At 63.5% G+C, this 23,939-nt stretch carries 16 protein-coding genes and 1 tRNA gene; 6 read left to right on the forward strand and 11 right to left on the reverse strand.

From position 1 onward, the window contains the following. Nucleotides 1–10: 10 nt before the first annotated feature. The 5 genes from AAFP29_RS10785 to AAFP29_RS10805 all read right to left on the reverse strand — a co-directional run bounded on the left by AAFP29_RS10785 (nt 11) and on the right by AAFP29_RS10805 (nt 9,719). Complete coding sequence (locus tag AAFP29_RS10785; RefSeq protein ID WP_419217375.1) at nt 11–712, reverse strand: sirohydrochlorin chelatase; 702 nt, start codon at nt 710–712, stop codon at nt 11–13. Nucleotides 713–723: 11 nt separating this feature from the next. Continuing rightward, the gene (nirD, locus tag AAFP29_RS10790; protein ID WP_419217376.1) at nt 724–1,152 is read right to left on the reverse strand and encodes a nitrite reductase small subunit NirD; all 429 of its coding nucleotides are present in this window, start codon (nt 1,150–1,152) and stop codon (nt 724–726) included. A 50-nt stretch (nt 1,153–1,202) separates the two neighbouring features. Then, a complete protein-coding gene (gene nirB, locus AAFP29_RS10795) occupies nt 1,203–3,758 on the reverse strand; it encodes a nitrite reductase large subunit NirB (RefSeq protein ID WP_419217377.1) in 2,556 nt (851 codons plus the stop codon). Nucleotides 3,759–3,857: 99 nt separating this feature from the next. Beyond that, nucleotides 3,858–5,585, reverse strand: coding sequence for an NTP transferase domain-containing protein (locus tag AAFP29_RS10800; RefSeq protein ID WP_419217378.1), 1,728 nt, complete (start codon nt 5,583–5,585; stop codon nt 3,858–3,860). A 42-nt stretch (nt 5,586–5,627) separates the two neighbouring features. Continuing rightward, nucleotides 5,628–9,719, reverse strand: a complete 4,092-nt coding sequence (locus tag AAFP29_RS10805) for a molybdopterin-dependent oxidoreductase (protein WP_419217379.1) — start codon at nt 9,717–9,719, stop codon at nt 5,628–5,630. A 193-nt stretch (nt 9,720–9,912) separates the two neighbouring features. On the opposite strand from AAFP29_RS10805, the gene AAFP29_RS10810 reads away from it, so the two are divergent. The 4 genes from AAFP29_RS10810 to AAFP29_RS10825 all read left to right on the forward strand — a co-directional run bounded on the left by AAFP29_RS10810 (nt 9,913) and on the right by AAFP29_RS10825 (nt 14,000). Further along, nucleotides 9,913–11,046: a thiolase family protein gene (locus AAFP29_RS10810; RefSeq protein ID WP_419217380.1), complete on the forward strand. Its 1,134-nt coding sequence runs from the start codon at nt 9,913–9,915 to the stop codon at nt 11,044–11,046. Nucleotides 11,047–11,114: 68 nt separating this feature from the next. Next, nucleotides 11,115–11,936, forward strand: a complete 822-nt coding sequence (locus tag AAFP29_RS10815; RefSeq protein WP_419217381.1) for a crotonase/enoyl-CoA hydratase family protein — start codon at nt 11,115–11,117, stop codon at nt 11,934–11,936. A gap of 1 nt (nt 11,937) precedes the next feature. Beyond that, nucleotides 11,938–13,074, forward strand: coding sequence for an acyl-CoA dehydrogenase family protein (locus AAFP29_RS10820; protein ID WP_419217382.1), 1,137 nt, complete (start codon nt 11,938–11,940; stop codon nt 13,072–13,074). Further along, the gene (locus AAFP29_RS10825) at nt 13,071–14,000 is read left to right on the forward strand and encodes an acyl-CoA dehydrogenase family protein (RefSeq protein WP_419217383.1); all 930 of its coding nucleotides are present in this window, start codon (nt 13,071–13,073) and stop codon (nt 13,998–14,000) included. Before AAFP29_RS10820 ends, AAFP29_RS10825 begins: the two co-directional genes overlap by 4 nt. Nucleotides 14,001–14,016: 16 nt before the next feature. Here AAFP29_RS10825 and eutC read toward each other — a convergent pair whose 3' ends face one another. From eutC to AAFP29_RS10850, 5 genes are all read right to left on the reverse strand, one after another. Then, nucleotides 14,017–14,775 (reverse strand): ethanolamine ammonia-lyase subunit EutC, encoded by a 759-nt coding sequence (gene eutC / locus AAFP29_RS10830; protein WP_419217384.1) that lies wholly within the window; start codon nt 14,773–14,775, stop codon nt 14,017–14,019. Continuing rightward, nucleotides 14,772–16,187: an ethanolamine ammonia-lyase subunit EutB gene (locus AAFP29_RS10835; protein ID WP_419217385.1), complete on the reverse strand. Its 1,416-nt coding sequence runs from the start codon at nt 16,185–16,187 to the stop codon at nt 14,772–14,774. Before AAFP29_RS10835 ends, eutC begins: the two co-directional genes overlap by 4 nt. Then, nucleotides 16,184–17,608, reverse strand: coding sequence for an ethanolamine permease (gene eat, locus AAFP29_RS10840; protein WP_419217386.1), 1,425 nt, complete (start codon nt 17,606–17,608; stop codon nt 16,184–16,186). The genes AAFP29_RS10835 and eat overlap by 4 nt, the downstream gene beginning before the upstream one ends. Before the next feature lie 221 nt (nt 17,609–17,829). Continuing rightward, a complete protein-coding gene (locus tag AAFP29_RS10845; protein ID WP_419217387.1) occupies nt 17,830–18,516 on the reverse strand; it encodes a haloacid dehalogenase type II in 687 nt (228 codons plus the stop codon). A 51-nt stretch (nt 18,517–18,567) separates the two neighbouring features. Then, nucleotides 18,568–18,644 (reverse strand) — tRNA-Arg (locus tag AAFP29_RS10850). Nucleotides 18,645–18,751: 107 nt separating this feature from the next. On the opposite strand from AAFP29_RS10850, the gene AAFP29_RS10855 reads away from it, so the two are divergent. Together AAFP29_RS10855 and AAFP29_RS10860 are read left to right on the forward strand one after the other, a co-directional pair. After that, a complete protein-coding gene (locus tag AAFP29_RS10855; protein ID WP_419217388.1) occupies nt 18,752–20,767 on the forward strand; it encodes a cytochrome c oxidase assembly protein in 2,016 nt (671 codons plus the stop codon). 154 nt (nt 20,768–20,921) lie between these two features. Continuing rightward, a complete protein-coding gene (locus tag AAFP29_RS10860) occupies nt 20,922–21,392 on the forward strand; it encodes a single-stranded DNA-binding protein (protein WP_419217389.1) in 471 nt (156 codons plus the stop codon). A gap of 191 nt (nt 21,393–21,583) precedes the next feature. On the opposite strand, the gene AAFP29_RS10865 is transcribed toward AAFP29_RS10860, so the two are convergent. After that, nucleotides 21,584–23,893, reverse strand: coding sequence for a SulP family inorganic anion transporter (locus tag AAFP29_RS10865; RefSeq protein WP_419217390.1), 2,310 nt, complete (start codon nt 23,891–23,893; stop codon nt 21,584–21,586). Between the last annotated feature and the right edge of the window lie 46 nt (nt 23,894–23,939).

Raw genomic sequence — 23,939 nt, forward strand, 5'->3', positions numbered from 1 at the left:
GGGTATTGCCCTACACCAGTACAGCGGCCCGCCGCCGGGCGCATACCAACTTCACTACACTGGGATGCAGTCCAAGCGGCTCGCTGACTACGTCGGCTCCGCTGTCATAGAGACGATGCTGAAATAGGCCGTCGGCCAAGAGATATGACGCTACGGCCACTCGGCGGCCGGTATGCTCGCGCATCGACGACACCACTTCGTGAACGGCGGGGTATCCGCCCGAGCGTGGCGGTGCGGCGAATCCGATCCGCACACGTGAACCCACCAGCGATGACAATAGGGTCGCCGTCGTGCGGATCTCGCTCTGCGCGTGCGGATCCGACGAACCGGCCGCCGCGAGAACCACATGGTCGCCTGGCCGCCAGCCCACTTCGATAAGTCGATCGAGCATGACACGAGCCAACTGCGGCGAGGGGCCGAGCGCGCCGGTTACTGTCACATCCGGATGCGCTGCGGCGGTGACGTGTTCAGGTATATCTACCCGAACGTGGTAGCCACTGGATAAGAACGCGGGGATCAAGGTGACCGGGCGGTCACCGAGGGTGGCCAATACTTCCGACGGCGTCGGTCCGAGTACATCGACGAATGCGACGCGAACCTCTTCGGCAAGTGTTGCCGAAACCTGTTGCGCCAGATCGCCGATCATCGCAACACCGTGCGGATTGCGGGTTCCGTGCGCCACTAACAAGGTGACGGATTGAAGGTTACTCACGCGACAGTTGCCTAGGCGCTCTTGGGTGCGAGACCGGCGACCGCACCCGATCGTGGCCGGTACCCGAAGCTGATCTCAGGCGCGTTCGCCACGAATACCGTTCCGTCGAGGCCGATCCTGGTGGCATACACCGGAATTGACACTCCTTCGGCGTCCAGGCACCGACCGTCGAGCAGGCTGAACGCCTGCTTCTTCAGCGGCGACTGCACCACTGGAAAACCGCCTCGGTCGCCGACGATGCCACGGGAGAGCACCGCGGCCCGACCGATCGGGTCGATATTGCCGACGGCCTTGATGCTGTCATCGGCCAGCCGGAACAACGCCACCTGAGCGCCGTCAGGTAGGAGGACCGCAACCCCTCGCAACGGTTCGAGGCGCGATGCGGGGCAGGCCGGCGTCCAGTCGCGGGTCCAGCGGTGCAGATCGAAGTTGATGCTCATGTCGGGAGTCTTTCTGTACGGGCTGCGGCGGGTGGGCTGGTGACAGACGATTACGGACGGCCAAATGCCGGCGTGCCGATCAGGATCGGTACCTTGCGTCCATTCTTCTCGCCGAATTCGACGGTCGGGTCCGGTGCGCCGGGGGCGTTGACGAAGGATACGAAGCGCGAGAGTTTATCCGGATCGTCCAAGACACCCTTCCATTCGCACGCGTAGCCGTCGACGTGGCGTTCCATCGCCGCCTCGAAGTCCTCGGCCAGCCCCAAACTGTCTTCCACCACAACGGATTTCAGATGGTCGAGACCGCCGTCGAGACTCTCCAGCCACGGCGCGGTCCGCTGCAGCCGATCCGCGGTGCGGATGTAGTACATGAGGAATCGGTCGATGTACCGGACAAGCGTCTCACCGTCCAGATCCGATGCGAGTAGAAGTGCATGCTTTGGCGTCATGCCACCGTTACCCGCGACGTACAGATTCCAGCCCTTCTCCGTCGCGATGACGCCCACATCCTTACCGCGGGCCTCGGCACATTCGCGCGCACAACCGGAGACGCCCATCTTGATTTTGTGGGGTGATCGCAGCCCGCGGTAACGCAATTCCAGGTCGATAGCCATCTGCACCGAATCCTGCTGCCCGTAACGGCACCAGTCGGTTCCGACGCAACTCTTTACCGTCCGCAACGACTTGCCGTATGCCTGACCGGATTCCATCCCGCCATCGACCAGCCGACCCCATATCTCCGGCAACTGATCGACCGTCGCACCGAACATGTCGATGCGTTGGCCGCCGGTGATCTTCGTGTAAAGGCCGTAATCCCTTGCGATTTCGCCGATCAGAATGAGATGTTCGGGAGTAATGTCGCCACCGGGCACGCGCGGCACCACCGAATAGGTGCCGTTGCGCTGGATGTTGGCGAGGAAGTGGTCGTTGCTGTCCTGCAACGAGGCCTGCTCACCTTCGAGAATATGATCCGAACTCGTCGATGCGAGGATCGACGCGACTGTCGGCTTGCACAAGTCGCAGCCGGTGCCGGTGCCGAACCGCTCGATCAGTCCGGTGAAGGTGCGAATGCCGCTCGCCTGTACCAGCTCGAAGAGTTCGGCGCGCGACTGGCTGAAATGTTCGCAGAGCGACTTGGAGACCTCGACACCCTGGGCGGTGAGGAGCTGGGAGAGCAGCGGAACGCAAGAGCCGCAAGAGGTTCCGGCGTTAGTGCAGCCCTTGAGTGCAGCGACGTCACATGCGCCGTTCTCGATCGCCGCACACAGCGTCCCTTTGGATACGTCGTTACACGAACACACCTGAGCTGCGTCGGGGAGGGCGCCGACGCCAAGTGCTGGCGAGTCTGAACCCGACGGCGCGATCAGCGACACCGGATCGCCGGGAATTGTTGATCCGACCAACGGGCGCAGGATGCCGTAGGAGCTGGCGTCGCCGACGAGAACGCCGCCGAGCAGGGTCGAAGCATCGTCGGAGAGAACGAGTTTCGCGTAGGTGCCATTGATCGGGTCGCTGACTACGACGTCGAGGGCTCCCGGAGTTGTGCCGAGTGCGTCACCGAAGCTCGCGACATCGACACCAAGCAGCTTGAGTTTGGTGGACATATCTGCGCCGGGGAAGACCGCGTCACCGTCGAGCATCTGGTCGACCACGACCTCGGCGGTCGCGTAGCCTGGGCCAACCAATCCGTAACAACGACCCTCGATCGCGGCGACCTCGCCGATGGCGTACACATCGGGATCAGAAGTGCGGCAAGTGCCGTCAGTCAGCACGCCACCGCGTTCGGCGAGATCCAAGCCTGCCGCGCGGGCCAGTTCGTCGCGCGGACGGACACCGGCGGAGAACACCAGCAGGGCAGCATCGACGACGGTCTCGTCTTTGAGGGTGACCTGGAGGCCGTCGCCGACTCGTTCGATCACGTTGGTGCCCGAAGACAGTGAGATGTCGATACCCAGCGCGCCGATCATGCGAGCCAGGTGCTCGCCGCCGCCTTCGTCGATCTGTTGGGGCATCAGGCGCGGATTGACCTCAATCACATGGGCTTTCAGTCCGAGACTGCGCAACGCATTGGCTGCTTCGAGGCCCAGTAGACCACCGCCCACGACCACGCCAACTGCTTCGGAATTGGTCGCGAGCGCCTTTTCGGCATCGGCGCGAATATCATCGAGATCGTCGAGGGTGCGGTAGACATGGCAACCCTCGCTGTCGTGGCCAGGCACTGGAGGGACGAAAGCGTATGAGCCAGTGGCCAAGACGAGAGTGTCGTAGTCAAACTGCCGACCATCGGAGGTAGTCACCCGATGACCGGACCGGTCGATGTCGGTGACGCGTGCGTCCAGGTGCAGTTCGACGCTGGTATCACCGGCATAGTCGTTGCCGGGCAGTGCCAGCTCGGCCCGATCCCACGTTCCGACGTAGGAGGACAGTCCGACCCGGTCGTAGGCACGGTCGGACTCTTCGGCAAGCACCACGATCCGCCACTGCGACAGTTCGTCGCGGGTGCGCAGGGCCTCAATGAAGCGGTGGGCGACCATGCCGTGGCCCACGACGACGACGGTGCGCTGGGCGCCGGCGGCGGAGTTGGCGATGAAGTCCTCGGTAGTCATGACAGCAACGGTAGGAAAATGGTGTTGCGGCAACGTCGCGTCGCGTTGCCTTGTCGTCACGTAGTTCTCACAGCACCCACCGTGCGGTCGTGAGAGTCGCTATCGGAAGAATTCGACCAGGTCACCGTCGCGCGCTCCTGGGGGAATAAGCGCGAATCCACGGGTACCGACGAGGGCGGACAGGTGCGCGGTCGGTATCCGTTGTGGTGTGGACCATAGCCCCGTGCCGGTAGGTGTGACCGGGACCATTCGCCATCCGTCGGTTCTCGCCGCCGCGCCAAGCTGTTCGATGCCGATAAGTTCCGGGTGACGAGGCGTCGCACCGAGAAGCGTATCGGCTATCGGCCCGATGAGTAGCGTGGCGCCCGCGACCGCGGCGAGCGGGTTCCCGCCGAGCCCGATCACCACCGGTCCGGACTCAATCGTGGCCACCAGGAGGGATCCGCCGGGACGCACGTCGATTCCATCGATGATGATCTCGGCGTCGAGGTCGTCCAGCGCACCGCGCAGGAAATCTGCTAGTCCACGTCCCGTCGCACCGATCAGCACTACGAGATCGACCGCGTGTCCGCTCAGTGCGGCGGCGAAGGCGGCCCGATCGTCGCTGAGGCGGATTCCGACCTCCGCGCGACAACCACTGCGTCGCAACACATTACACACGGCCGCCGACGCGGTGTCGGTGATCGTGCCGGGACGCTCGACGGTGTCGGAGATTTCATCACCGGTGGCGTAAACCAGGGCCCGAAGCGGGCCGCGCACGTCGACCGTATCGACTCCGGCCGAACGAGCTAGCGATACCACCGCGTCATCGACTGCGGTACCGGCTCGGATGAGCGCGTCACCGGCCAGCCATTCCGATCCTCGCCGCCGGGTGTCGTCGCGATCGAGTCTCGTTGTGGTGAGCGAGCCCTCGTCGACGGTGACTTCTTCGTCCCGGATTACCCGTTGTGCACCGCCGGGGAGCATCGCGCCGGTCGCGATCCGAATTGCTTGGCCGGCGAACAGTATCGGTTGATTGCCGGTGCCGGCGGGGACGCTGGCCGCCAGAATCTTCCACGGCGGCGGGCCGGCGACGGCGTATCCGTCCATCGCCGAGGCATCGAACGCGGGAAACGGCTGTGCCGCAAACAGTTCGGCGGATAGGACAGCGCCGAGCGCGCTGATCGCCGGCACCGCGCTAGGCGGCACGGGGACCAGTGCCCGGCGGAGAATCGTGGCCGCGCGGGGTGGCGTGAGTCGGTTGGAGTCGGACGTCGAGTGGCGCCGCGCGAGATCGAGATCCGCCGCGGTGTCGACGTCGGAGACCGCCCGGTCGTCAAGTGTCACGCCGATCGCCCCGGCGGGGATCAGTCCGCGCATCGCGGGCCCGGTTGCCTGCGAGAGGGAGTCACGTAATGCCGATCCGCGCCACATGCCGACGAGGTACTGCATCTGCCCGGACGAGTCGAGCGCAAAGGCGGCCGGGGCACGCGCGTCCTGACGAGCGCGCGACAACGTATCGAGGTCGGCGGCGGACAAGAAGGGAATATCGGCGGCAAGTACTGCCACGTCGTAGTCGCCGACAGTGCCGTCGGACTCGAGTGCGGCCAGTCCGGCCGTGACGGCGAACACCGGTCCCGAACCCGGAGGATCTTCGCGGACTTGCAAGATCGCCGGATCCAAATCGCGTGCCGGTCCGACGACAGCGATGCGACGGGCGCCCGACACCGCTGCGAGTGCGACGTCGAGGAGCGTTCGACCGCCGATCCGCAGGGACGGTTTGTCGACTCCGCCCATGCGACTACCGCGTCCACCTGCGAGGATGATCGCGAACGTCGGGTCGGCCATGTAGTAACCGTAGTGTGCCGAACTCGATGCCGGGAGCGTAGGTCAGTACACATCCCGCACGTAGCGTTTCTCCGCCGACAAGGCGGATACGAATGAGTCCGCGCTATGCGGTGCCAACCTGCCCTGTTCGGCGACGATCTGACGCAAGGCGTCGTCGACATCGCGGGCCATCGCGCCGGCATCGCCGCACACGTAGATATAGGCTCCCGCGCGTACCCATTGCCACAGTTCGGCGGCGTGTTCACGCATGCGGTCCTGAACGTAGATCTTCTCGTCCTGGTCGCGGGAGAATGCGACATCGAGCCGAGTGAGGACACCGTCGTCGCGGAGTCGTAGTAGGTCGTCGCGGTAGTAGAAGTCGGTTGCCTCGCGACGTTCTCCGAAGAACAGCCAGTTCTTGCCGGTCGCGCCTTGTGCTGCCCGATCGGCGAGGAAGGCGCGGAACGGGGCGACTCCGGTGCCCGGACCGATCATGATCGCCGCCGCATCCGGGTCATCTGGTGGCCGGAAGTGCTTATTGGGCTGGATGAAAACCCGCACCGACGTGTCGCCGGTGGTGACCCGATCGGCGAGGAATGTCGAGCACACGCCGTGGCGGATCACATCGCGATCGGATGTCGTCGCGGTGTAGCGGACTGCCGACATGGTGATCTCCACGGTGCCTGGATCGTTTCGCGGCGTCGATGAGATGGAATAGAGCCGCGGGGTCAAAGGACGCAGTGCTTGCACCCATTCTTGCGGAGTCGCGCGGATTGCTCTGCCGGCCAACACATCTGCGCACTGTTTGCCCCATGACCAGTTCGTGACACCGGACGGTTCGGCCAGCACATCATCGAGTTCGGTATCGCCGGAGTCAGTTCGCGCGGATACGAAGTGAAGAAAATCAGGTGTGATGCGGGCGATTTCCAGCCGGTCTGTCAACGCCTCGCCGAAGGACATGGTCTCGCCCCCGGAGAGTTCCACCGGCTCGCTTCCGACCAGATCAGTGTGTTTGAGCCATTCGGCCACGAGTGCCGGATCATTGCGGGGCCATATTCCGAGAGCATCGCCGGCAGAATAGGTCAACGTATCGGGAGGCAGGGTGAAGGAGACCTTGCGAATATCCTTGTCCGAGCCGTCGCCGCTGACCTTGGCGTTCCCCGACACCGTCGTGGACAGCGGATTCTTCCGCGAGTACGACGTGGGCGCTACGAGCGGTTCAGCGGCGGGCGTCGGCTCGTTAGATGGCTCGACGTCTATATGTGCCACCACCCGGTCGAGCCAGCCGTGAGCGGACTCCTCAAAGTCCGGTTCACACGAAACCCGCTCGGCGAGGCGGTGTGCGCCCAGATCATGAAGGCGCGCATCGAGTTTGCGCCCGAATCCGCAGAAGTCGGCATAGCTGGAGTCGCCGAATCCGAGCACCGAGTAGCCCACACCCTGGAGATCGCCGGGTTCGAGGGCGGCGAGTGCGTCCCATAACGCGACCCCGTTGTCCGGTGCATCGCCGTCGCCGGTGGTGCTGGTCAGGAACAGAACGGTACCCGCGAGGTCGGCGACGGTGATCTCGTCGGCGCAGCGGAGCCGGACATCGGCTCCGGCGGCGACCAGGGCGTCGCGCGTTGTCTCGGCGAATTCTTCGGCGGTGCCGGTCTGTGATGCCCAGACAACCATCGCCGACGGAGTCGGGGCGACCTCGGTAGTGCGTGACGTTGTGGGAGAGGTAGTTTGCGTTGTCATCGAGACCCGAGCGAAGATGCCTGCGAGTACGCCGTCGAGCCACGCGCGGTTATTCGGGGTTAGTGGTGCGGTTGCCGGGACGATGGGGACCGCGTCGGTCGGCGGTAACGCGCGTAACCCGATCAGCAACCCATCGACGAAGATGGACTCGGTGTCGGTGAGTCGGCCGGCAGACCTGATTGCCTCGGCGAGGGCGTCGAGCGGCGCCACGATGTCGCCTCCTGTGTGTGGAACGGTCAAAGCGGCGGGTGTCGCCGACTCGGTACGGCGCGTGTTTGGTTCGAGTTGTACCGACACGGCGCAGGCTTTGAACTCCGGCTGGAGCGAATCAGCGTCGACGGCGTCGTTGGTGACTGCGTTGATAGCAAGGTCGGGTCCTTGTGCATCATTGAAATGCATTGGTGCGAAACAGGTTCCGGGTCGGATATCGGTGCTGACCGATGCGGGGAGTACGGCGGTCCCACGCCGCGATGCCACCTTCACATCGTCGCCGTCGACGATGCCGAGCGGTCCGGCGTCGCCGGGGTGGATCTGTAGAAATGACGATGGGTTGAGCTTGTTCAGCTTCTTTACCTTGCCGGTTTTCGTCATCGTGTGCCACTGGTGGGCGAGCCGGCCGGTAGTCAAGGTGAGGGGGAATTCATCGTCGGGCAGTTCGGCACGCGGCAGATAGGGGCGCGGCAGGAATTGTGCGCGTCGGGTGGGCGTCGGAAAGGCAAGGCGCGGAACGTATCCGTCGTCGGATACAAAGGTTGACGCACTGACGCCGTCATTGACGTAGCGGATCGGGTTCCGGTCGGCGCCGTCCGGTGCCGCGGGCCATTGCACGGGTCCGTGCCGCAGTCGCACATAGTCGACACCACGGATATCCCAGCCGGTGGTGGGATTCCAGAACCGGGTGATCTCGTCGAAAACCTCTGCGGCACTGGAGAAGTGGAATCCATCGGCGAATCCCATCGCCTGCGCGACGCGACAGATGATGGCCCAGTCGGGTAGAGCGTCGCCCGGTGCGGCGAGAGCCGGGGCGGTCAGCGTGAGATTCCGCTCGGAATTGATCATCACCCCTTCGCTTTCAGCCCAGAGGGCGGCGGGCAGGGTGATGTCGGCGTACTCGCCGGTTTCGGTGCCGGTGAAGGCGTCTTGAACGATGACCAGTTCGGCGGCTCGTAGAGCGTCGATCACGGTCTGCCGATTGGCCACCGAGGCAACGGGATTCGTACAGATGATCCAGGCGGCTTTGATATCGCCTGCCGCCATCCGCTCGAACATGTCGATCGTGCCGGCGCCTGCGTCGGGGCGAATGGTCTCGCGCGGCAGTTGCCATTGGTCTTCGACGAACGCACGGTCGGCAGGGTTGAGAGCGGACCGCTGTCCCGGCAAACCTGGTCCCATGTAGCCCATTTCGCGGCCACCCATCGCGTTGGGCTGACCCGTCAACGAGAACGGCCCCGACCCGGTACGGCAGATGGCCCCGGTGGCCAGGTGAAGATTGCAGAGTGCGTTTGTCTGCCAAGTGCCATGAGTCGACTGGTTTAGTCCCATCGTCCACAGACTGACCCAATTATTCGCGGTACCAATCAATTCGGCTGCTGAGACGATGTCGGCGGTATCGAGGCCGGTTAGCTGCGCAACCTTGTCGAGCGGATAGTCGGCGAGCAGTGGAGTCATCGAAGCGAAACCGTCAGTGAATTCGGCGATGAAGTCATCGTCGGTATGCCCGGCGTCGATGATGAGTTTGAGTAGACCGTTGAGTAGTGCCAAGTCGGTGCCCGGGGCGATCGGCAGGTAGAGATCGGCTTTCGCGGCGGTGGCGGTGCGCCGCGGGTCGACGACGATGAGTTTCGCGCCCTGTTTTACGCGATCCATCATCCGCAAGTAGAGGATCGGGTGACAGTCGGCCATATTGGCGCCGATGACGAAGAAGACGTCGGCATGATCGAGGTCGTCGTAACTGCCGGGGGGACCGTCGGCACCAAGGGATTGTTTGTAGCCGGTTCCCGCGCTGGCCATACACAGTCGTGAATTTGACTCGATCTGATTGGTGCGTAGGTAGCCCTTGGTGAGTTTGTTCGATAGGTATTGAGCTTCCAAACTCATCTGGCCGGATACGTAGAGTGCGATCGAGTCGGGGCCGTGGCGATCGTGAATGCTCCGCAGGCGGGCGGCGGCAGTGGCGATAGCGTCGTCGAGAGGTGTCGGCACCGCCTCTTCGGCGCGATCGGGGCGGACCTGCGCGTATGCCAGACGTCCGCCGGCGTTGAGCATGTCGGCGGTGGTCGCACCTTTGGTGCATAGTCGGCCCCGGTTGGCCGGATGCGACGGCGTTCCGACGCTTTTTGTCACCTGACCATCGACGACGCGCAGGTCTATGCCGCAGCCAACGCCGCAGTAGCCGCACACCGTCGCGAAATCCATACTCCGATGGTTCGGGAAGCGTGTTTCTCGATGCGCAGCCTCGTGTTACCGGCAGATCAACTCACTCTCAGGCTTGATCGGCGCGGGGCGTGAGGGGCGTGTTCTGGGCCACACGAGCCCGCGTATGGTGAGCCACTAGCAAGTGCTTGCTTGGTGGGCCGCCGGTCCGCCGCCCGATGTGGAGGTCAGAGTCATGCGAGATGCCGTAATCGTCGACGCGGTACGTACACCTATCGGAAAGCGCAACGGCGCATTAGCCGACGTCCATCCCGGTGATATGACCGCGCATGTGCTCAGCGCGCTGCAGGAACGCAACGGGTTCGCACCGGAAATCATCGACGACGTCGTGTGGGGGTGTGTCAGCCAGGTCGGCGATCAAGCGGGCAGCATCGGACGTGTCGGCGTATTGGCCGCGGGGTGGCCCGAGTCGGTTCCGGCGACCGTCGTCGATCGCCGATGTGGATCGGCCCAACAGGCTGTGCATTTCGCAGCGGCCGGAGTGATCGCCGGACACTACGACTACGTGATCGCCGGCGGTGTCGAATCGATGAGTCGAGTTCCGATGGGGTCTGCGCGCGGCGACGGAAAGCCCTATCCCGCTTCGGTTTTGGACCGATACGGCGTCGACGGGTTCAACCAGGGGCTCGGTGCGGAAATGGTGGCCAAGAAATGGGCATTGAACCGAACTCAGGTCGATGAGTATTCGGCCCGATCGCATGAGCGGACCGCCGCGGCAATTGACTCGGGTGCCTTCGACGGACAATTGGCGCCGTTCGAGGGGGGCTTGACGCAGGATGAGGGATTGCGACGCGGCACCACCGCGGAGAAACTAGCCGGCTTGCGGACGGCATTCGCCGACGACGGTGTGATTACCGCGGGTAACTCGTCGCAGATCTCCGACGGCTCGGGCGGGGTCCTGATCACCACCGGCGAACTCGCGACAGAGCAGGGGTGGACACCGATCGCCCGCGTGCACACCGCGGTACTGGCCGGGGACGATCCGGTCATCATGCTCACCGCGCCGATCGCCGCGACCGCGAAGGCGCTCAAGCGCTCAGGGCTGTCGATCGCCGACTTCGGCGTATTCGAAGTCAATGAGGCCTTTGCGCCGGTACCGCTGGCATGGCAGGCCGAAACCGGTGCGAGCGACAACGTGCTGAATCCAGTTGGCGGCGCAATCTCGGTGGGTCACCCACTCGGTGGATCCGGCGCGATCCTGATGACGCGGTTAGTCCATCACATGCGCGACAACGGAATTCGCTACGGGCTCCAGACGATGTGCGAGGCCGGTGGCATGGCCAATGCCACCATTCTCGAACTGCTCTGACGGTTCTCCGGCCGGGTGACCCGGGGGCGCGACGAGCTTCAACGCAGTCGGCGGGTAAAGGTATAGATATGACGGACACCACACCGCAGGACATATCGCCACTGCTGGTCACCCGCGACGGCGCGATCGAGATCTGGACCCTCAACTCGCCGGAGACGCGCAACGCGATATCCGGCGATGACATGATCGACGCGCTGGTCGACGGCGTAGCGCGGGTCAACCGCGACACCACGGTGCGGGTGATTGTGTTGACCGGTGCCGGATCAGCCTTCTCGGCGGGCGGTAATGTCAAAGATATGGCCGCCGGGGTCGGTCTGTTCGGCGGAGCATCACATCGGCAGCGCACCGGCTATCGAGACGGTATTCAGCGGATTCCGCGGGCCTTCTACGCGTGCGAGGTTCCGATCGTCGCGGCGGTCAACGGGCCAGCGGTCGGTGCCGGCTGCGACCTGTCTCTCATGTGCGACCTGCGGATCGCCTCGACGTCGGCATTCTTCGCGGAGAGTTTCGTCAAACTCGGCATCATTCCCGGTGACGGCGGAGCCTGGTTATTGCCACGTATCGTCGGCCCGGCTCGCGCAGCGGAGATGGCGCTGACCGGTGATCGGGTCGATGCGGCGACCGCCCTGGAGTGGGGAATCGTCTCACGAGTTGTCGCACCGGACGAATTACTCTCGCAGGCAACGGAATTGGCGCGACGGATCGCGGTCAACCCACCGATCGCCGTGCGCATGGCCAAGAAACTTCTACGCGGGGCCCAGCATCAGAACCTCGATCAGCTTCTGGAGATGTCGGCGACGATGCAGGCAATCGCGCATCACACCGACGATCATCGTGAGGCGGTCAGCGCATTCCTCGAACGTCGCGACGGCGAGTACACGGGCAATTGACATGGCGTTGGTTCCGGGATACCACCCCGAAAGTCCTGCGCTCGGACAGCTTCGCCGAGAGGTGCGCGAGTTTATCGACCAGCAGGTGACCGCGGGAAGGTTCACTCCCGACGTCGACACTTGGCTGCGCGGCTGGGACGAGAACTTCACCGCGGCGCTCGCCGAGCGTGGCTGGCTCGGCATGACTATTCCGGTCGAATACGGCGGGCGCGGTCGGTCGTTCACCGAACGCTTCGTGGTCACCGAGGAATTGCTCGCGGCTGGTGCACCGGTCGCGGCTCACTGGATCGCCGACCGTCAGGCAGCGCCGTCGTTATTGCGTTATGGGACCCAGGCGCAGAAGCATCGATACCTGCCCGACATCGCCGCCGGACGGCTGTTCTGGGCAATCGGAATGAGCGAACCCGACGCCGGTTCGGATTTGGCGTCAGTGCGAACGCGAGGCGTTCGTGTCGACGGTGGATGGCGGGTGTCGGGCACCAAGGTGTGGACATCGGGTGCGCAGCTGGCCCATGCGTTCTTCCTACTCGCGCGGACCGAGGCCGTCGACAACGCGAATCGGCATGCGGGACTCAGTCAATTCATCGTTCCGCTCGACAGCGACGGCATCACCATCTCGCCGACTCTGTCGATGGATGGAGCACACCACTTCAACGAGGTTCATCTCGACGAGGTGTTCGTACCCGATGACATGGTGCTCGGCACAATTGGTGAGGGCTGGGCCCAGGTGACGTCGGAGCTGTCCTATGAACGCAGCGGACCCGAACGATTCCTATCGACCTACCGACTGCTCGCAGGGCTTGTGGACGACACGGCGTCGGGAAATACGCGACGGCATAGCGACCTTGGTGCGCATATCGCGAGAATCGCTGGACTGCATCGAATGTCGTCGGCAGTGGCTGGGGCGCTGGAACAGGGCGAATCGGTAGCGTCGGCGGCCGCGGTGGTCAAAGTGCTCGGGACGTCGGAGGAGGGCGATATCGCCGAACTGGCCGACCGAGTCGTGGTCCGCGACGGTTCATTGTCGTTGCGGGATATGGCCGATCGCGCGTTAGTTCAGCGCCCCGGATTCACCCTGCGCGGCGGCACTAACGAAGTATTGCGCGGAGTGATCGCCAAGGAGTTGGGATTGCGATGAGCGAATTGGATCCGGTTTTCGTATCGACGGTGCGTGAGGTCTTCGCGCGGCTCGCGGCGGAAGATCTCCCCGCCGCCCAACGTTGGCGGCAACTCGACGACATCGGACTCGCGCGCCTGTTGGCGCCGACGTCGTCGGGCGGCAGTGGAGCGGGGTGGATCGAAGTCGCATTTGTGCTGGAAACTGCTGCACGACAGTCGGTTACGACTGGAATTGTCGGCAGTGACGTGCTGGCGGGGTGGCTGCTGCGAGAGGCGGGCCTCGTCGACGACGCGGTATTGCGTGGCGCGGGCCTGATCGGCGCCGACGGACGGGAGGTTGCCGTAGAGCGGGTCGACGGCGCGGAAAGTGTTGTGGCGCTGTATGAAACGGCTGGACAGTGGGAAGTCAGTGCGCCACAGGTCGGCGATGCGATCGTCACCGCCACGACCGTAGAGCTCTTTATGTTGCGCGGTGCGCTGTGTAGATCCATCCAGGTCGTCGGTGCGCTCGCCGAAATCAATGATCTCACCACCGAACATGTGACGACGCGGACGCAGTTCGGGCGGCCGTTGTCGAAATTCCAGGCCCTGCAACAGATATTGGCCGATTCCGCCGCCCAGACAGCGCTGACGAAGGCGGCCGTCGACGCCGCGGTTGGTACAGCCGACGCATACCAGAGCGGAGGCATGCCGTTGGAACGCCTGCGATTCGATATCGCGGTCGCGCGCTCCTGTGCCGGTCACGCGGCATCGACGGTGGTTCGAAACGCCCATCAGACTCTCGGCGCAATCGGCACCACAGTTGAGCATCGGCTGCACCGATACACGATGCCGGCCCTGCGGTGGTGTTCGGAATTCGGCTCGACCCAGCATTGGGATGACGTGGTCGCCGGAGAGGCTGAGCGGGTCGGCGGAGATGGCTTGTGGGAGTTGATCGTTGGGTGAGACCGGGTCCCGGCTGTCAATCCAGTGCGGTGGCCGTCACCGTCTCGATGGCGTCGCGTGACGAATCCTTGAGATCGACTCCTGACCGGCCCAAGCGTCGGGCGCCCGCAATCAAGCTCGCCACGACGCGCGCCGCTTCGGTGTAGCCCAGGCCGTCCGGCGGATGGATATTCGAGACGCAATTGCGTTCCGCGTCACTGCGACCCGGCTGCGGGCGGTGGGTGAGATAGATCCCGAGGCTGTCCGCGACCGACAGGCCGGGGCGTTCGCCAATGAGAACCAATGCCGTTGTGGCCGAAAGGGCATCGGCGATGTGATCGCCGAGCGCGACTCGCGCTTGAGTAGCGATGACCGGCGGTGCGATGGTGAGATCCGGTGCCAACTCGGCTGTCAGCGCCGCCACCATCGCTGGCCCATGAGTGCCGACCGCGCGCGGAGACAGGCCGTCGGCGAGGATGATCGCGACGTCGTAGCCGGGGGAGTCGGGCAGCGAGTCGAGACCGGCGGGCAGGCGCCCAAGATCGGGGCGGCGTAGATATTCGCCGCGCCCGGTCGCGAGGCTGGTGACCGCCAGCGGAGTGCCGACCTTCAATTCGATGAGTGCACTGGATAGCTCGTCGATATCCAGCGGGAGGTGCACGGCGTCGCGGGCAGCAGCGTGTGCGGCGGCGAATTCGATGACCCGCTCGGTTGGCAACGCATCTCCCGCGCGTCCCAAGCCAATTCGTGCCTGGGTGACCGAGCGCAGCGAGGACCAGAAGTCGGGACTCGTCATCGCGTGACTGCCTCGGTCAGAGCGCGCAGCGGGGAGGCGTCCAGCGCCAGATCGTGCAGGGCACCGGATTCGTCGGCCATGCCTTGCGCCCGTAACCAGGCATCGAATTCAGGCGCGGGGCGCAGACCCAAAGTGCGACGCGCATAGAGTGCGTCATGAAATGCCAGCGACTGATAGCCGAGCATCACGTCGTCGGCGCCAGGCACAGTGATTACGAACGCGACGCCCGCCGCGCCGAGCAGGGTGAGCAGGGTGTCCATATCGTCCTGGTCGGCTTCTGCGTGGTTGGTATAGCAGACGTCGACGCCCATCGGCAGACCGAGGAGTTTGCCGCAGAAATGATCTTCCAGTCCGGCTCGGATGATCTGCTTTCCGTCGTAGAGATACTCCGGACCGATGAATCCGACGACGGTGTTGACCAGCAGCGGCTCAAGATGACGTGCAAGTCCGTAGGCCCGAGTCTCCAGTGTCTGCTGATCGACGGGTATTTGACCGGTGCCCAGGTGCGTACCCGACGATAACGCCGAGCCCTGCCCGGTCTCCAAGTACATGACGTTGTCGCCGACGGTACCGCGACGCAGGGAGCGACCGGCTTCGTTGGCCTCCTCCAGAAGCGAAACACCTACGCCGAAAGCGGAATTGGCGCCTTCGGTGCCTGCGATGGACTGGAATACCAGGTCGACCGGCGCGCCAGCTTCGATGAGTCCGACAGTGGTCGTGACATGACTCAGCACGCAGGACTGGGTGGGAATCTGATAGCGCACGCGTATGTCGTCGAGCAGATGTAGGAGATCCGATGTCGCGCGAGGCGAGTCGGTGGCCGGATTGATGCCAATTACCGCATCACCACAACCCAAGAGAAGTCCGTCGAGTGTCGCGGCCGCAATGCCGAGTGGATCGTCGGTCGGATGGTTGGGCTGCAATCGCGTCGCCAGGGTGCCGGGTTGCCCGATGGTGGTGCGAAAAGCGCTGTGCACCACTATCGCTCGGGACACCGCGATGAGATCCTGGTTGCGCATCAGTTTGCTTACGGCGGCAACCATTTCCGGTGTGAGTCCCGGTGACATCGCCGCGAATCGGGCAGCGGCGTCGGGTCGGGTTACGGTGGCGAGAAGATGATCACGTAGACCGCCGACTGTCAACGAAGCCAGTGGCGCGAATGCGACGCGGTCGTGGGTGTCGATGATGAGGCGGGTCACCTCATCGGTCTCGTACGGAACGACGAGTTCTTCGAGGAAGGCGGTCAGCGGGACCTCGGCGAGAGTCCACTGCGCCGCGGCGCGCTGTGCGTCGGATTCGGCGGCGCACCCGGCGAGTACGTCGCCCGAGCGGGCCGGCGTGGCCTTGGCCATCAACTCGACCATCGAGGAGAACGTGTATGTAACACCCGCGAGCTTCTGGGTGCGGATCATTCGAGTTCCTTTTCGGCCTCGGCGAGTGCGGCGAACTCCTCATCCGGGGAGTTGGCCACCAGGTGATGCCGACTGTACAACGCGAAGTACAGCATGAACACGCAGAATGCACCGAGAGTCCATAGCGCCGCCGTCGGATCGACGAGGAAGGTTGCGATAACCGCGACCGCGGCGATGATCAACGCGAAGCCGGTGGTGACGATGCCACCCGGTGTGCGGTACGGCCGGGGCATCGATGGCTCTCGGACTCGAAGCACGATGTGGCTGATCATCATCAAGACGTACGACAGTGCCGCACCGAATACGGCCATGTTCAGCAGCGTCGCCCCCTCGCCAGCGAGTGACAGGATGAAGCCGACGACACCGGGCACGATCAGCGCCAACGTCGGCGCCTTGCGAGAGTTGGTGACTGACAAGCCTTTTGGCAGGTATCCGGCCCGTGACAAGGCGAAGGTCTGCCGGGAATAGGCGTACATGATGGAGAAGAAGCTGGCGACCAGCCCGGCCAGGCCGATGTAGTTGACCACTTTGGCGACACCTGAATCGCCCAGTGCCTTTACGAGAGGGTCTGTCGCAGTTGACGTTTCGTTTGCCCCGAGAGCTCCGGTTGCGAGCCAGAAGACTGCCGCGCCGGTGACGATCAAGAGCAGCATGGCGATGATGATGCCGCGCGGGACGTTCTTTTCCGGCTCACGTGCTTCTTCGGCGGCCAGCGGCACGCCCTCGATAGCGAGGAAGAACCAGATCGCGAACGGGATCGCAGCCCAGATGCCCAGGTATCCCTGTGGGAGCCATTCATTGGCGCCGACGGCGTCGGTCGGAACGATATCAGTCAGATTGGACCAGTCGAAATGGCTAATAGCGGCGATCGCGAAGATCACCAGCCCCACGAGGGCAATGGCCGTGATGACGAACATCGCCTTGAGTGCTTCACCGGCGCCGGTGAGGTGGATGGCGATGAATATCGCATAAACCGCTAGATATACCCACCAGCCATCAGTGATACCGAACAGGTTGAGGGATTCGACGTAGCCACCGATGAAGGTGGCGATCGCCGCCGGCGCAATGGCGTACTCGATGAGAATTGCTGTGCCCGTGGCGAATCCACCCCACGGGCCGAGTGCACGTCGGGCAAAGGTATACCCGCCGCCCGCTGCGGGCAGCGCCGACGATAGTTCGGCCATGCCAAGCACCATCGCCAAATACATGCCCGCGATGATGATTGCCGCGATCCCCAAACCGCCAAAGCCGCCTTCGGCTATCCCGTTGTTCCAGCCGGCGTAGTCGCCGGAGATCACGTAGCTAACGCCCAGGCCGGCCAGCAGGATCCAACCCGCCGATCCTGATCTCAAAGTGCGTTTGGCCAGGTAGTCGTCGGACTCGTCGGATTCGTCGACGCCTCCGTGGTGAATCTCGGTCACGGGTCTCCTCAGGCTAGGGCGCAGTGTGCGCGGATGGCACGGTGCGATCAGCATCCGTGTCAAGAAAAGCCCGTCCCGATCACTTGGCTGTGTCGACCGTGTGACCGGGACGTGTCGGCGATAGTGATGGGTAACACGCTGTGTGCCGACTGTGAGTGGAGACACTATTTGGCGCAAGGTTGCATGAAGGTTGCACGGGAGTGGGATGAGCTCAACCGGGCCTAGCAGTCCAGTTGGTCCGCGAGGTCGTCCAGGCCGTTCGCGTGAAAGGTGTTGAGCGAATCGGGCGTCTCTGCGTTGGCTTCGGGACCCCACTCTCGCGGCCGATCGATATGCGCGGTTTGTAGCCCACATGACCGCGCAGCCGCGAGGTCTGAGCTGTGGGCGGCGACCATCAGCACCTCGTCGGCGCGAACCTGCATCAATTCCGCGATTCCGAGGTAGACCTCGCGTGCCGGTTTGTAGTGGTGCCAAATATCGGCGCCACCGACGAAGTCCCAGTCAAAGCCGTTGAGCTTCGCCATCTCCGTCAGAAGTGCGACGTTTCCATTGCTGAGCGCTGTGACGATGAACCTGGCCTTGAGGCGGCGGATGCTATCAGCTGCATCCGGCCAGCCGGGGATCACATGCCATGCGTGAACGGCGGCGTCGAGCTGTGTTTGGGTCGCAGTGATGCCGTGCGAATTCCGAAGGAGGCGGTCCAACGCCTCCCGATGAAGTTCATCGAGCAGAGTCCAGGGGCGTGCTCCAGACTCGACTTCCGCGAGGGCGGGGGCATAGGTCCGCCGCCAATCGCGGGCGAGTTGAGAGCTGTCGATCGTCGGGAACTGTTGTGCGAGTACATGACTCACGCCGGTATGCCAATCGGTGAGAGTGCCGAAGGTGTCGAACGCCAAGACCTTGATCATGAAGCCACCTCCTGCCAGCGATGCTCGTGGGTCGTCTTCGGCTGCTGATCTTGGTGCCCCCGGCAGGAATCGAACCTGCGACCTAGGGATTAGAAGGCCCTCGCTCTATCCAACTGAGCTACGGAGGCTTGGCACGGCCAGGTGAGTATACGACAGCGCCTTCGGCCCGGGGGTCGTGCGGGCGGTGCCAAGCCTCTTAGTCAGCGCACACCTGCCGCCGAATACAGTGGACCTCATGACGATCGAGGCACCCGTGCGCGACGCGATGGATTCTCAACGCGGCGTCGTAGGTGCGTTGACCTGGGTTCTTGGTTGGGTCGGCGCGATTGTCGCAGTCGCGGTTACGGCGTTTTCAGCGTCGTCGGCGATCGCCCTGGCCGGTGTTCCCGATCCGGGCCCAATCACCACCTACGGACTTCCCGCGCTCACCGCCCTCGGACAGTTGAGCGCGTCGATCGCGCTGGGATCAGCGCTGTTCGGTGCGTTTTTCGTGCCGCCCCAGCGCGATGGACTACTCGACATCGGTGGCTATCGCGCGATGAAGATTGCCTCGATGGCGTCGATCATCTGGGCTGTCTGCGCGGTACTGCTGATCCCACTGTCGATTTCCAACGTCAGCGGTCAGTCGCTGCCCAAGACGCTGCAGATGCATAATCTGATCACCGCGTACGGTCAGGTCGCGGACGCCCGCACCTGGGGATGGACGGCGGTACTCGCGATACTGACAGCGATCGCTGCCCGAGTCACGATGCGATGGGGATGGGTATTCGCCGTCCTGCTGCTGGCGTCGGCATCATTGCTGCCGGTCGCGCTGGCCGGACACTCCTCAGCGGGCGGCGACCATGACCTCGGTACCAACAGCCTGATCCTGCACATCGGTGGCGCCGCGATATGGATGGGCGGCCTATTCGCAGTGGCGGCCTATGCGTTTGCGGGCGGTCATTGGCGCGCGCTCGCGGTCAGACGTTTCTCGCGGGTCGCCTTCTGGTGCATCATCGTCGTCGGCGTGAGCGGTGTGGTGAACGCGCTCATCCGGGTACCGATTGGCGATCTGTTCAGCGACCTTTACGGCCGAATCATTCTGGCCAAAGTGGTGGCTCTGGTGGTCCTCGGTGCGCTCGGGGCATGGCATCGGCGACGCACAATCTCCTCGCTCGATTCCGACGACACTGACCCTCGTCGAGAATTGTTCGTCCGCTTCGCGCTCGTCGAATCCCTGGTCTTCGCGGTCACCTTCGGTATCGCGGCGGGACTTTCGAAAACACCACCCCCACCAATCGACACTTCGCAACTGACACCTGCCGAGACTGTGATCGGCTACCGTATCGACGCTCCGCCGACGTTCGGACGCATCGTCGGGGACTGGCGTTTCGACTTGATCTTCGGCACCGCGGCCATCGTGCTGTGTGTTGTATACCTGCGCGGTGTGTGGCGGCTGCGTCAGCGGGGCGATGCCTGGCCGGTCGGTCGGACCGTCGCGTGGGTATTGGGCTGCCTATGTCTGCTCTTCGCCTCGTCGTCGGGACTGGGTGTCTATGGACCGGCGATGTTCAGCATTCACATGATCGGGCATATGATCTTGTCGATGTTGATTCCGGTTCTGTTGGTCCTGGGTGGACCGGTGACACTCGCCCTACGGGCACTCCCGGTCGCAGGGCGCGGCAATCCGCCCGGCCCGCGTGAATGGATTCAGTCCGCAATCCACAGCAAATTCGCCAAGTTCGTAGCCAATCCTATTGTGGCCGTTGTACTTTTCGTCGGCAGCTTCTATGTGTTGTATCTCGGTGGCCTGTTCGCGATTGCTGTTGACTATCACGCCGCACACCTCGCGATGAATGCGCATTTCTTGATAAGCGGCTACGTGTTCTATTGGCTGGTCATCGGGATCGACCCGGCGCCGCGCAAGCTGTCGCCGATCGCGAAACTCGCTATGGTGCTTGGCACCTTGCCCTTTCACGCGTTCTTCGGTGTCGCGTTGATGATGAGCAACAATGTGATCGCCGAGAGCTACTACCGCAATCTGCACCTGCCCTGGGCCTACAGCCTGTTCGACGATCAGCGATTGGGGGGTGGAATCGCTTGGGCAGCAGGCGAAATCCCGCTGGTCATCGTGATGTTGTCGCTGCTGGTGCAGTGGAGCCGCCAGGACAACAAGCAGGCCAAGCGATTTGACCGAAATGCCGAGCGCGATCACGACGCCGAACTCGACAGCTACAACGAAATGTTCAAGCAGCTCAACCGCAAGGGCTGAGTTTTCCACACTCGTTCAGCAGTTCGCGGTCGTCCACAGGTCTGCGTGTTTCGACGTCGCGGACGTCTCCTCGGTCGGGGGTACCAGCGATGCTGGAAGGGCCACGCCTGGCGTGGTACCAGCAGAACTGTTGTCACAGTGGAGGAGTCGGGCAATGTTTGAGACCTACACGACCGTCATCGGGACAGTCATCTCAGATCCGCGGCGCAGACGTACCGTGGCGGGGGAGGAAGTCATCTCCTTTCGTGTCGCGTGCAATTCGCGCCGACACGACAAACAGAACAATGTCTGGTCCGACGGCCCGACGCTCTATCTCACGATCAGTTGCTGGCGCCGACTACTCGCCGGCGTCGGGCTGGCGATCGCCAAGGGCCGACCGATCATTGCTCACGGCCAGATCAAGACGAATGAGTACGTGGCGTCGGACGGGACCAAGCGTCAGGACTTAGAGATGTCCGCGGCTTCGATTGGCCTCGATTTGAGTCGCTGCGTGGTGACCTACCGCGGCACCCCGGTCCATGAACCGCCATCGCGGCCAGTGGTGACGGTCGACGAAAAGCCTTCTCCCGCTGCTGCTGCGGACGCCGACCGCGCCGAGGGCGTAGATCAGGGGACGGCCGCGTAGGTTGTTCGCTGGGTGTCGGGCGGGCGCGGGATGAACTCTGCCGGATAGCTGACCGCGAGGCAGGTGTGCCCTCTTGGCGGCTGAGGCCGCAGTTTCCAGCCGGGCTGAAGCCTGCGGTGCGAGCGTCGGCGAGGGGAATGTTCCCCCGACTGAACTCTCGGCGCAGGTTTCAGCCCGGTTGGTCCCCACGACTAGCTGTCCGCGTGCTCGACGGCGAGCGTCGCAGGCGGTTCGGGAAGTTCGGCATTGTCGGCGAGATGTCGAATCCCGCTGGTCGTGATCTCCAGAACTCGCGCTGTGCCGATGTCGAAGAACAAGCCAGCGATACGCACCCGGCCGTCGGCACGGGCACGACCGACCACTGGATGCCGCTGCAATGTCTGCAGACCGACAGCCACGTTCACCATTGCGAGTTGGTCGACTTCGCTGAACCCTTCTGCGGCTGCGGCCCTGGCCACCGGATGTCCCGCGTGGAACGCGGCCAACGCAGGATCGGCGTGGCGAAGCCACTCTTGAATAGGTTGCGCCGCAGTACTATTCGACAACAACGCGTTCATGGCGCCACAGCCGGAGTGTCCGCAGATGATCACCGATGAGACGTTGAGTTCGTCGATGGCAAATGCCAGAGCCGAATCCACTGAGACGTCGGATTGATCGACGGGTACCAGGTTGCCGACGTTGCGCACGGTGAACAGGTCACCGGGGCCGCTCGCGGTGATCACATTCGGTACGACTCGGGAATCTGAGCAGGTCAGGAAGAAGGAGTCAGGGTCCTGACTGTCGGCGAGCCGGGTGAGGTGTGGGCGCAACAGGTCCGCGTGATTCGAGTGGAAGTCGTCGACGCCGTCCAGGAGTGAGCGCAACGCCGGCGGATGGCTTTGCGAGCCGGACCGATGCCGCCGGCTCCACGGCGCGAGTGCATCGCGCAGATGCTGAGCGGTGGCTGTGCCGCGCCGCGGCGGATGTGCCTTAGATGCCTCGATACGTGCCGAACCGAGTTCGACGATCTCCACCGTGCCGCCGGTCGCGCGATGTTGTCTGGTCCAATCTTCGATAGCTTCGGAGAAGGCGTGGTCGAGATAGTCGGCGTCGATTTCGATGCGAGCCGGGGAGCCGGCGGGGATATTCGCGAATGCACTGGTCAGGCGTGGCAGTGCGAGGAATGAGCTCGACCCGGTGATCGAGATGAACCACCGGGGCTCGGCCTCGGTACCGGTGTTGCGGGCATCGACGTTGACCCGGACGATGCGCCACAACAGTATTGCAACCGCCAGCGCCAGGCCGATGAGGACGCCTTCGAGCAGATTGAGGAAGACGACCGCGACAACGGTGACCGCGTAAACCCACAGATCACCGGTCCGATGGGCCGTCTTGATGTGTGCGAGTTTGACCAACTGGATGCCAATGACGATCAACAGACCGGCAAGTGCCGACTTGGGGATTTGCTGAACCAGACCAACAAGAGCGACCGAGAAGAGAAGTATCCAGAATCCGTGCAGAATCGCCGACGCGCGACTCTTCGCACCGCTTGCGACGTTGGTGGAGCTGCGAACGATGACGCCGGTCACCGGAAGTCCGCCGATCATGCCGGATACGACGTTGGCCGAACCTTGGCCGATGAGTTCGCGGTCGAAGTTGCTTCGTGGTCCGGTGTGCAATTTGTCGACGGCAACGGCAGAGAGGAGGCTTTCGACACTGGCGATCAACGCGACGGTCAGAATGCCGACTGCGACGCTGCCCCAGGCTCCCTGCGGCAAGGCCGGCAGTGCGACCGCGTCGAGCAACGAACCGTCGAGCGTGATCCGCTCAACCGAAAGGCCGAGTAGTGCGGCGGCGACAGTGGCGATCACAACCGCGGCGAGCGGGCCGGGAATCCGGCGCACCGACGTCGGCAGGTATTTCCAGCCGAGCAAGATGGCGATGACCGCCGAACCGATCAACAGATCGTTGAGATGAAGATTGGCGAGTTGGTTCGGTACCGCGGTGATGTTTTCCCATGCGGTGCTTTGCGATGAGCCGCCGAGCAGAACATGTACCTGCTGCAAGGCGATGGTGATGCCGATGCCGGCGAGCATTGCATGGACGACCACCGGGGCGATGGCCAGCGCAGCGCGGGCAATTCGGCTGAGGCCGAACAGGATCTGCAGGATGCCGGCTGCCACTGTGATGAAGCATGTTGTCTGCCAACCGAATTGATCGATCAGCGTCGCGACCACCACGGTCAGTCCGGCGGCGGGGCCGCTGACCTGCAGTGGAGACCCGCCGATTGCGCCCACTACAACGCCACCGACGATGGCGGCCAACAGGCCTGCCATCACCGGGGCCCCTGAAGCGATCGCGATGCCGATGGACAGTGGCAGCGCGACGAGGAAGACTACGATTGAGGCGGGCAGGTCGTATCGGAAGATGCTGCGCAGCATGCGATTTGGCTCGCGATCCTCGCGCGATACGTCGGACTGTGGTGGTTCGTGTGCGTCCGTTTGTGATGGTGTGGTCGCCATATTTCCCTACGGTGTGGTCGAATCAGATTGTTGTGCAACGATGTTC

Origin of the sequence: Gordonia sp. CPCC 205333 (assembly GCF_048537885.1) — a bacterium.
In the GTDB taxonomy this organism is placed as follows: domain Bacteria; phylum Actinomycetota; class Actinomycetes; order Mycobacteriales; family Mycobacteriaceae; genus Gordonia.

Bases quoted from the DNA above. Each gene is read 5' to 3' on its own strand.
- AAFP29_RS10810 (WP_419217380.1), top strand. From the start codon at position 9,913: ATGCGAGATGCCGTAATCGTCGACGCGGTACGTACACCTATCGGAAAG.
- AAFP29_RS10845 (WP_419217387.1), bottom strand. From the start codon at position 18,516: ATGATCAAGGTCTTGGCGTTCGACACCTTCGGCACTCTCACCGATTGG.
- AAFP29_RS10865 (WP_419217390.1), bottom strand. From the start codon at position 23,893: ATGGCGACCACACCATCACAAACGGACGCACACGAACCACCACAGTCC.
- AAFP29_RS10815 (WP_419217381.1), top strand. From the start codon at position 11,115: ATGACGGACACCACACCGCAGGACATATCGCCACTGCTGGTCACCCGC.
- nirB (WP_419217377.1), bottom strand. From the start codon at position 3,758: ATGACTACCGAGGACTTCATCGCCAACTCCGCCGCCGGCGCCCAGCGC.
- AAFP29_RS10820 (WP_419217382.1), top strand. From the start codon at position 11,938: ATGGCGTTGGTTCCGGGATACCACCCCGAAAGTCCTGCGCTCGGACAG.
- AAFP29_RS10805 (WP_419217379.1), bottom strand. From the start codon at position 9,719: ATGGATTTCGCGACGGTGTGCGGCTACTGCGGCGTTGGCTGCGGCATA.
- nirD (WP_419217376.1), bottom strand. From the start codon at position 1,152: ATGAGCATCAACTTCGATCTGCACCGCTGGACCCGCGACTGGACGCCG.
- AAFP29_RS10800 (WP_419217378.1), bottom strand. From the start codon at position 5,585: ATGGCCGACCCGACGTTCGCGATCATCCTCGCAGGTGGACGCGGTAGT.
- AAFP29_RS10835 (WP_419217385.1), bottom strand. From the start codon at position 16,187: ATGATCCGCACCCAGAAGCTCGCGGGTGTTACATACACGTTCTCCTCG.
- eutC (WP_419217384.1), bottom strand. From the start codon at position 14,775: ATGACGAGTCCCGACTTCTGGTCCTCGCTGCGCTCGGTCACCCAGGCA.
- AAFP29_RS10860 (WP_419217389.1), top strand. From the start codon at position 20,922: ATGTTTGAGACCTACACGACCGTCATCGGGACAGTCATCTCAGATCCG.
- AAFP29_RS10855 (WP_419217388.1), top strand. From the start codon at position 18,752: ATGACGATCGAGGCACCCGTGCGCGACGCGATGGATTCTCAACGCGGC.
- AAFP29_RS10825 (WP_419217383.1), top strand. From the start codon at position 13,071: ATGAGCGAATTGGATCCGGTTTTCGTATCGACGGTGCGTGAGGTCTTC.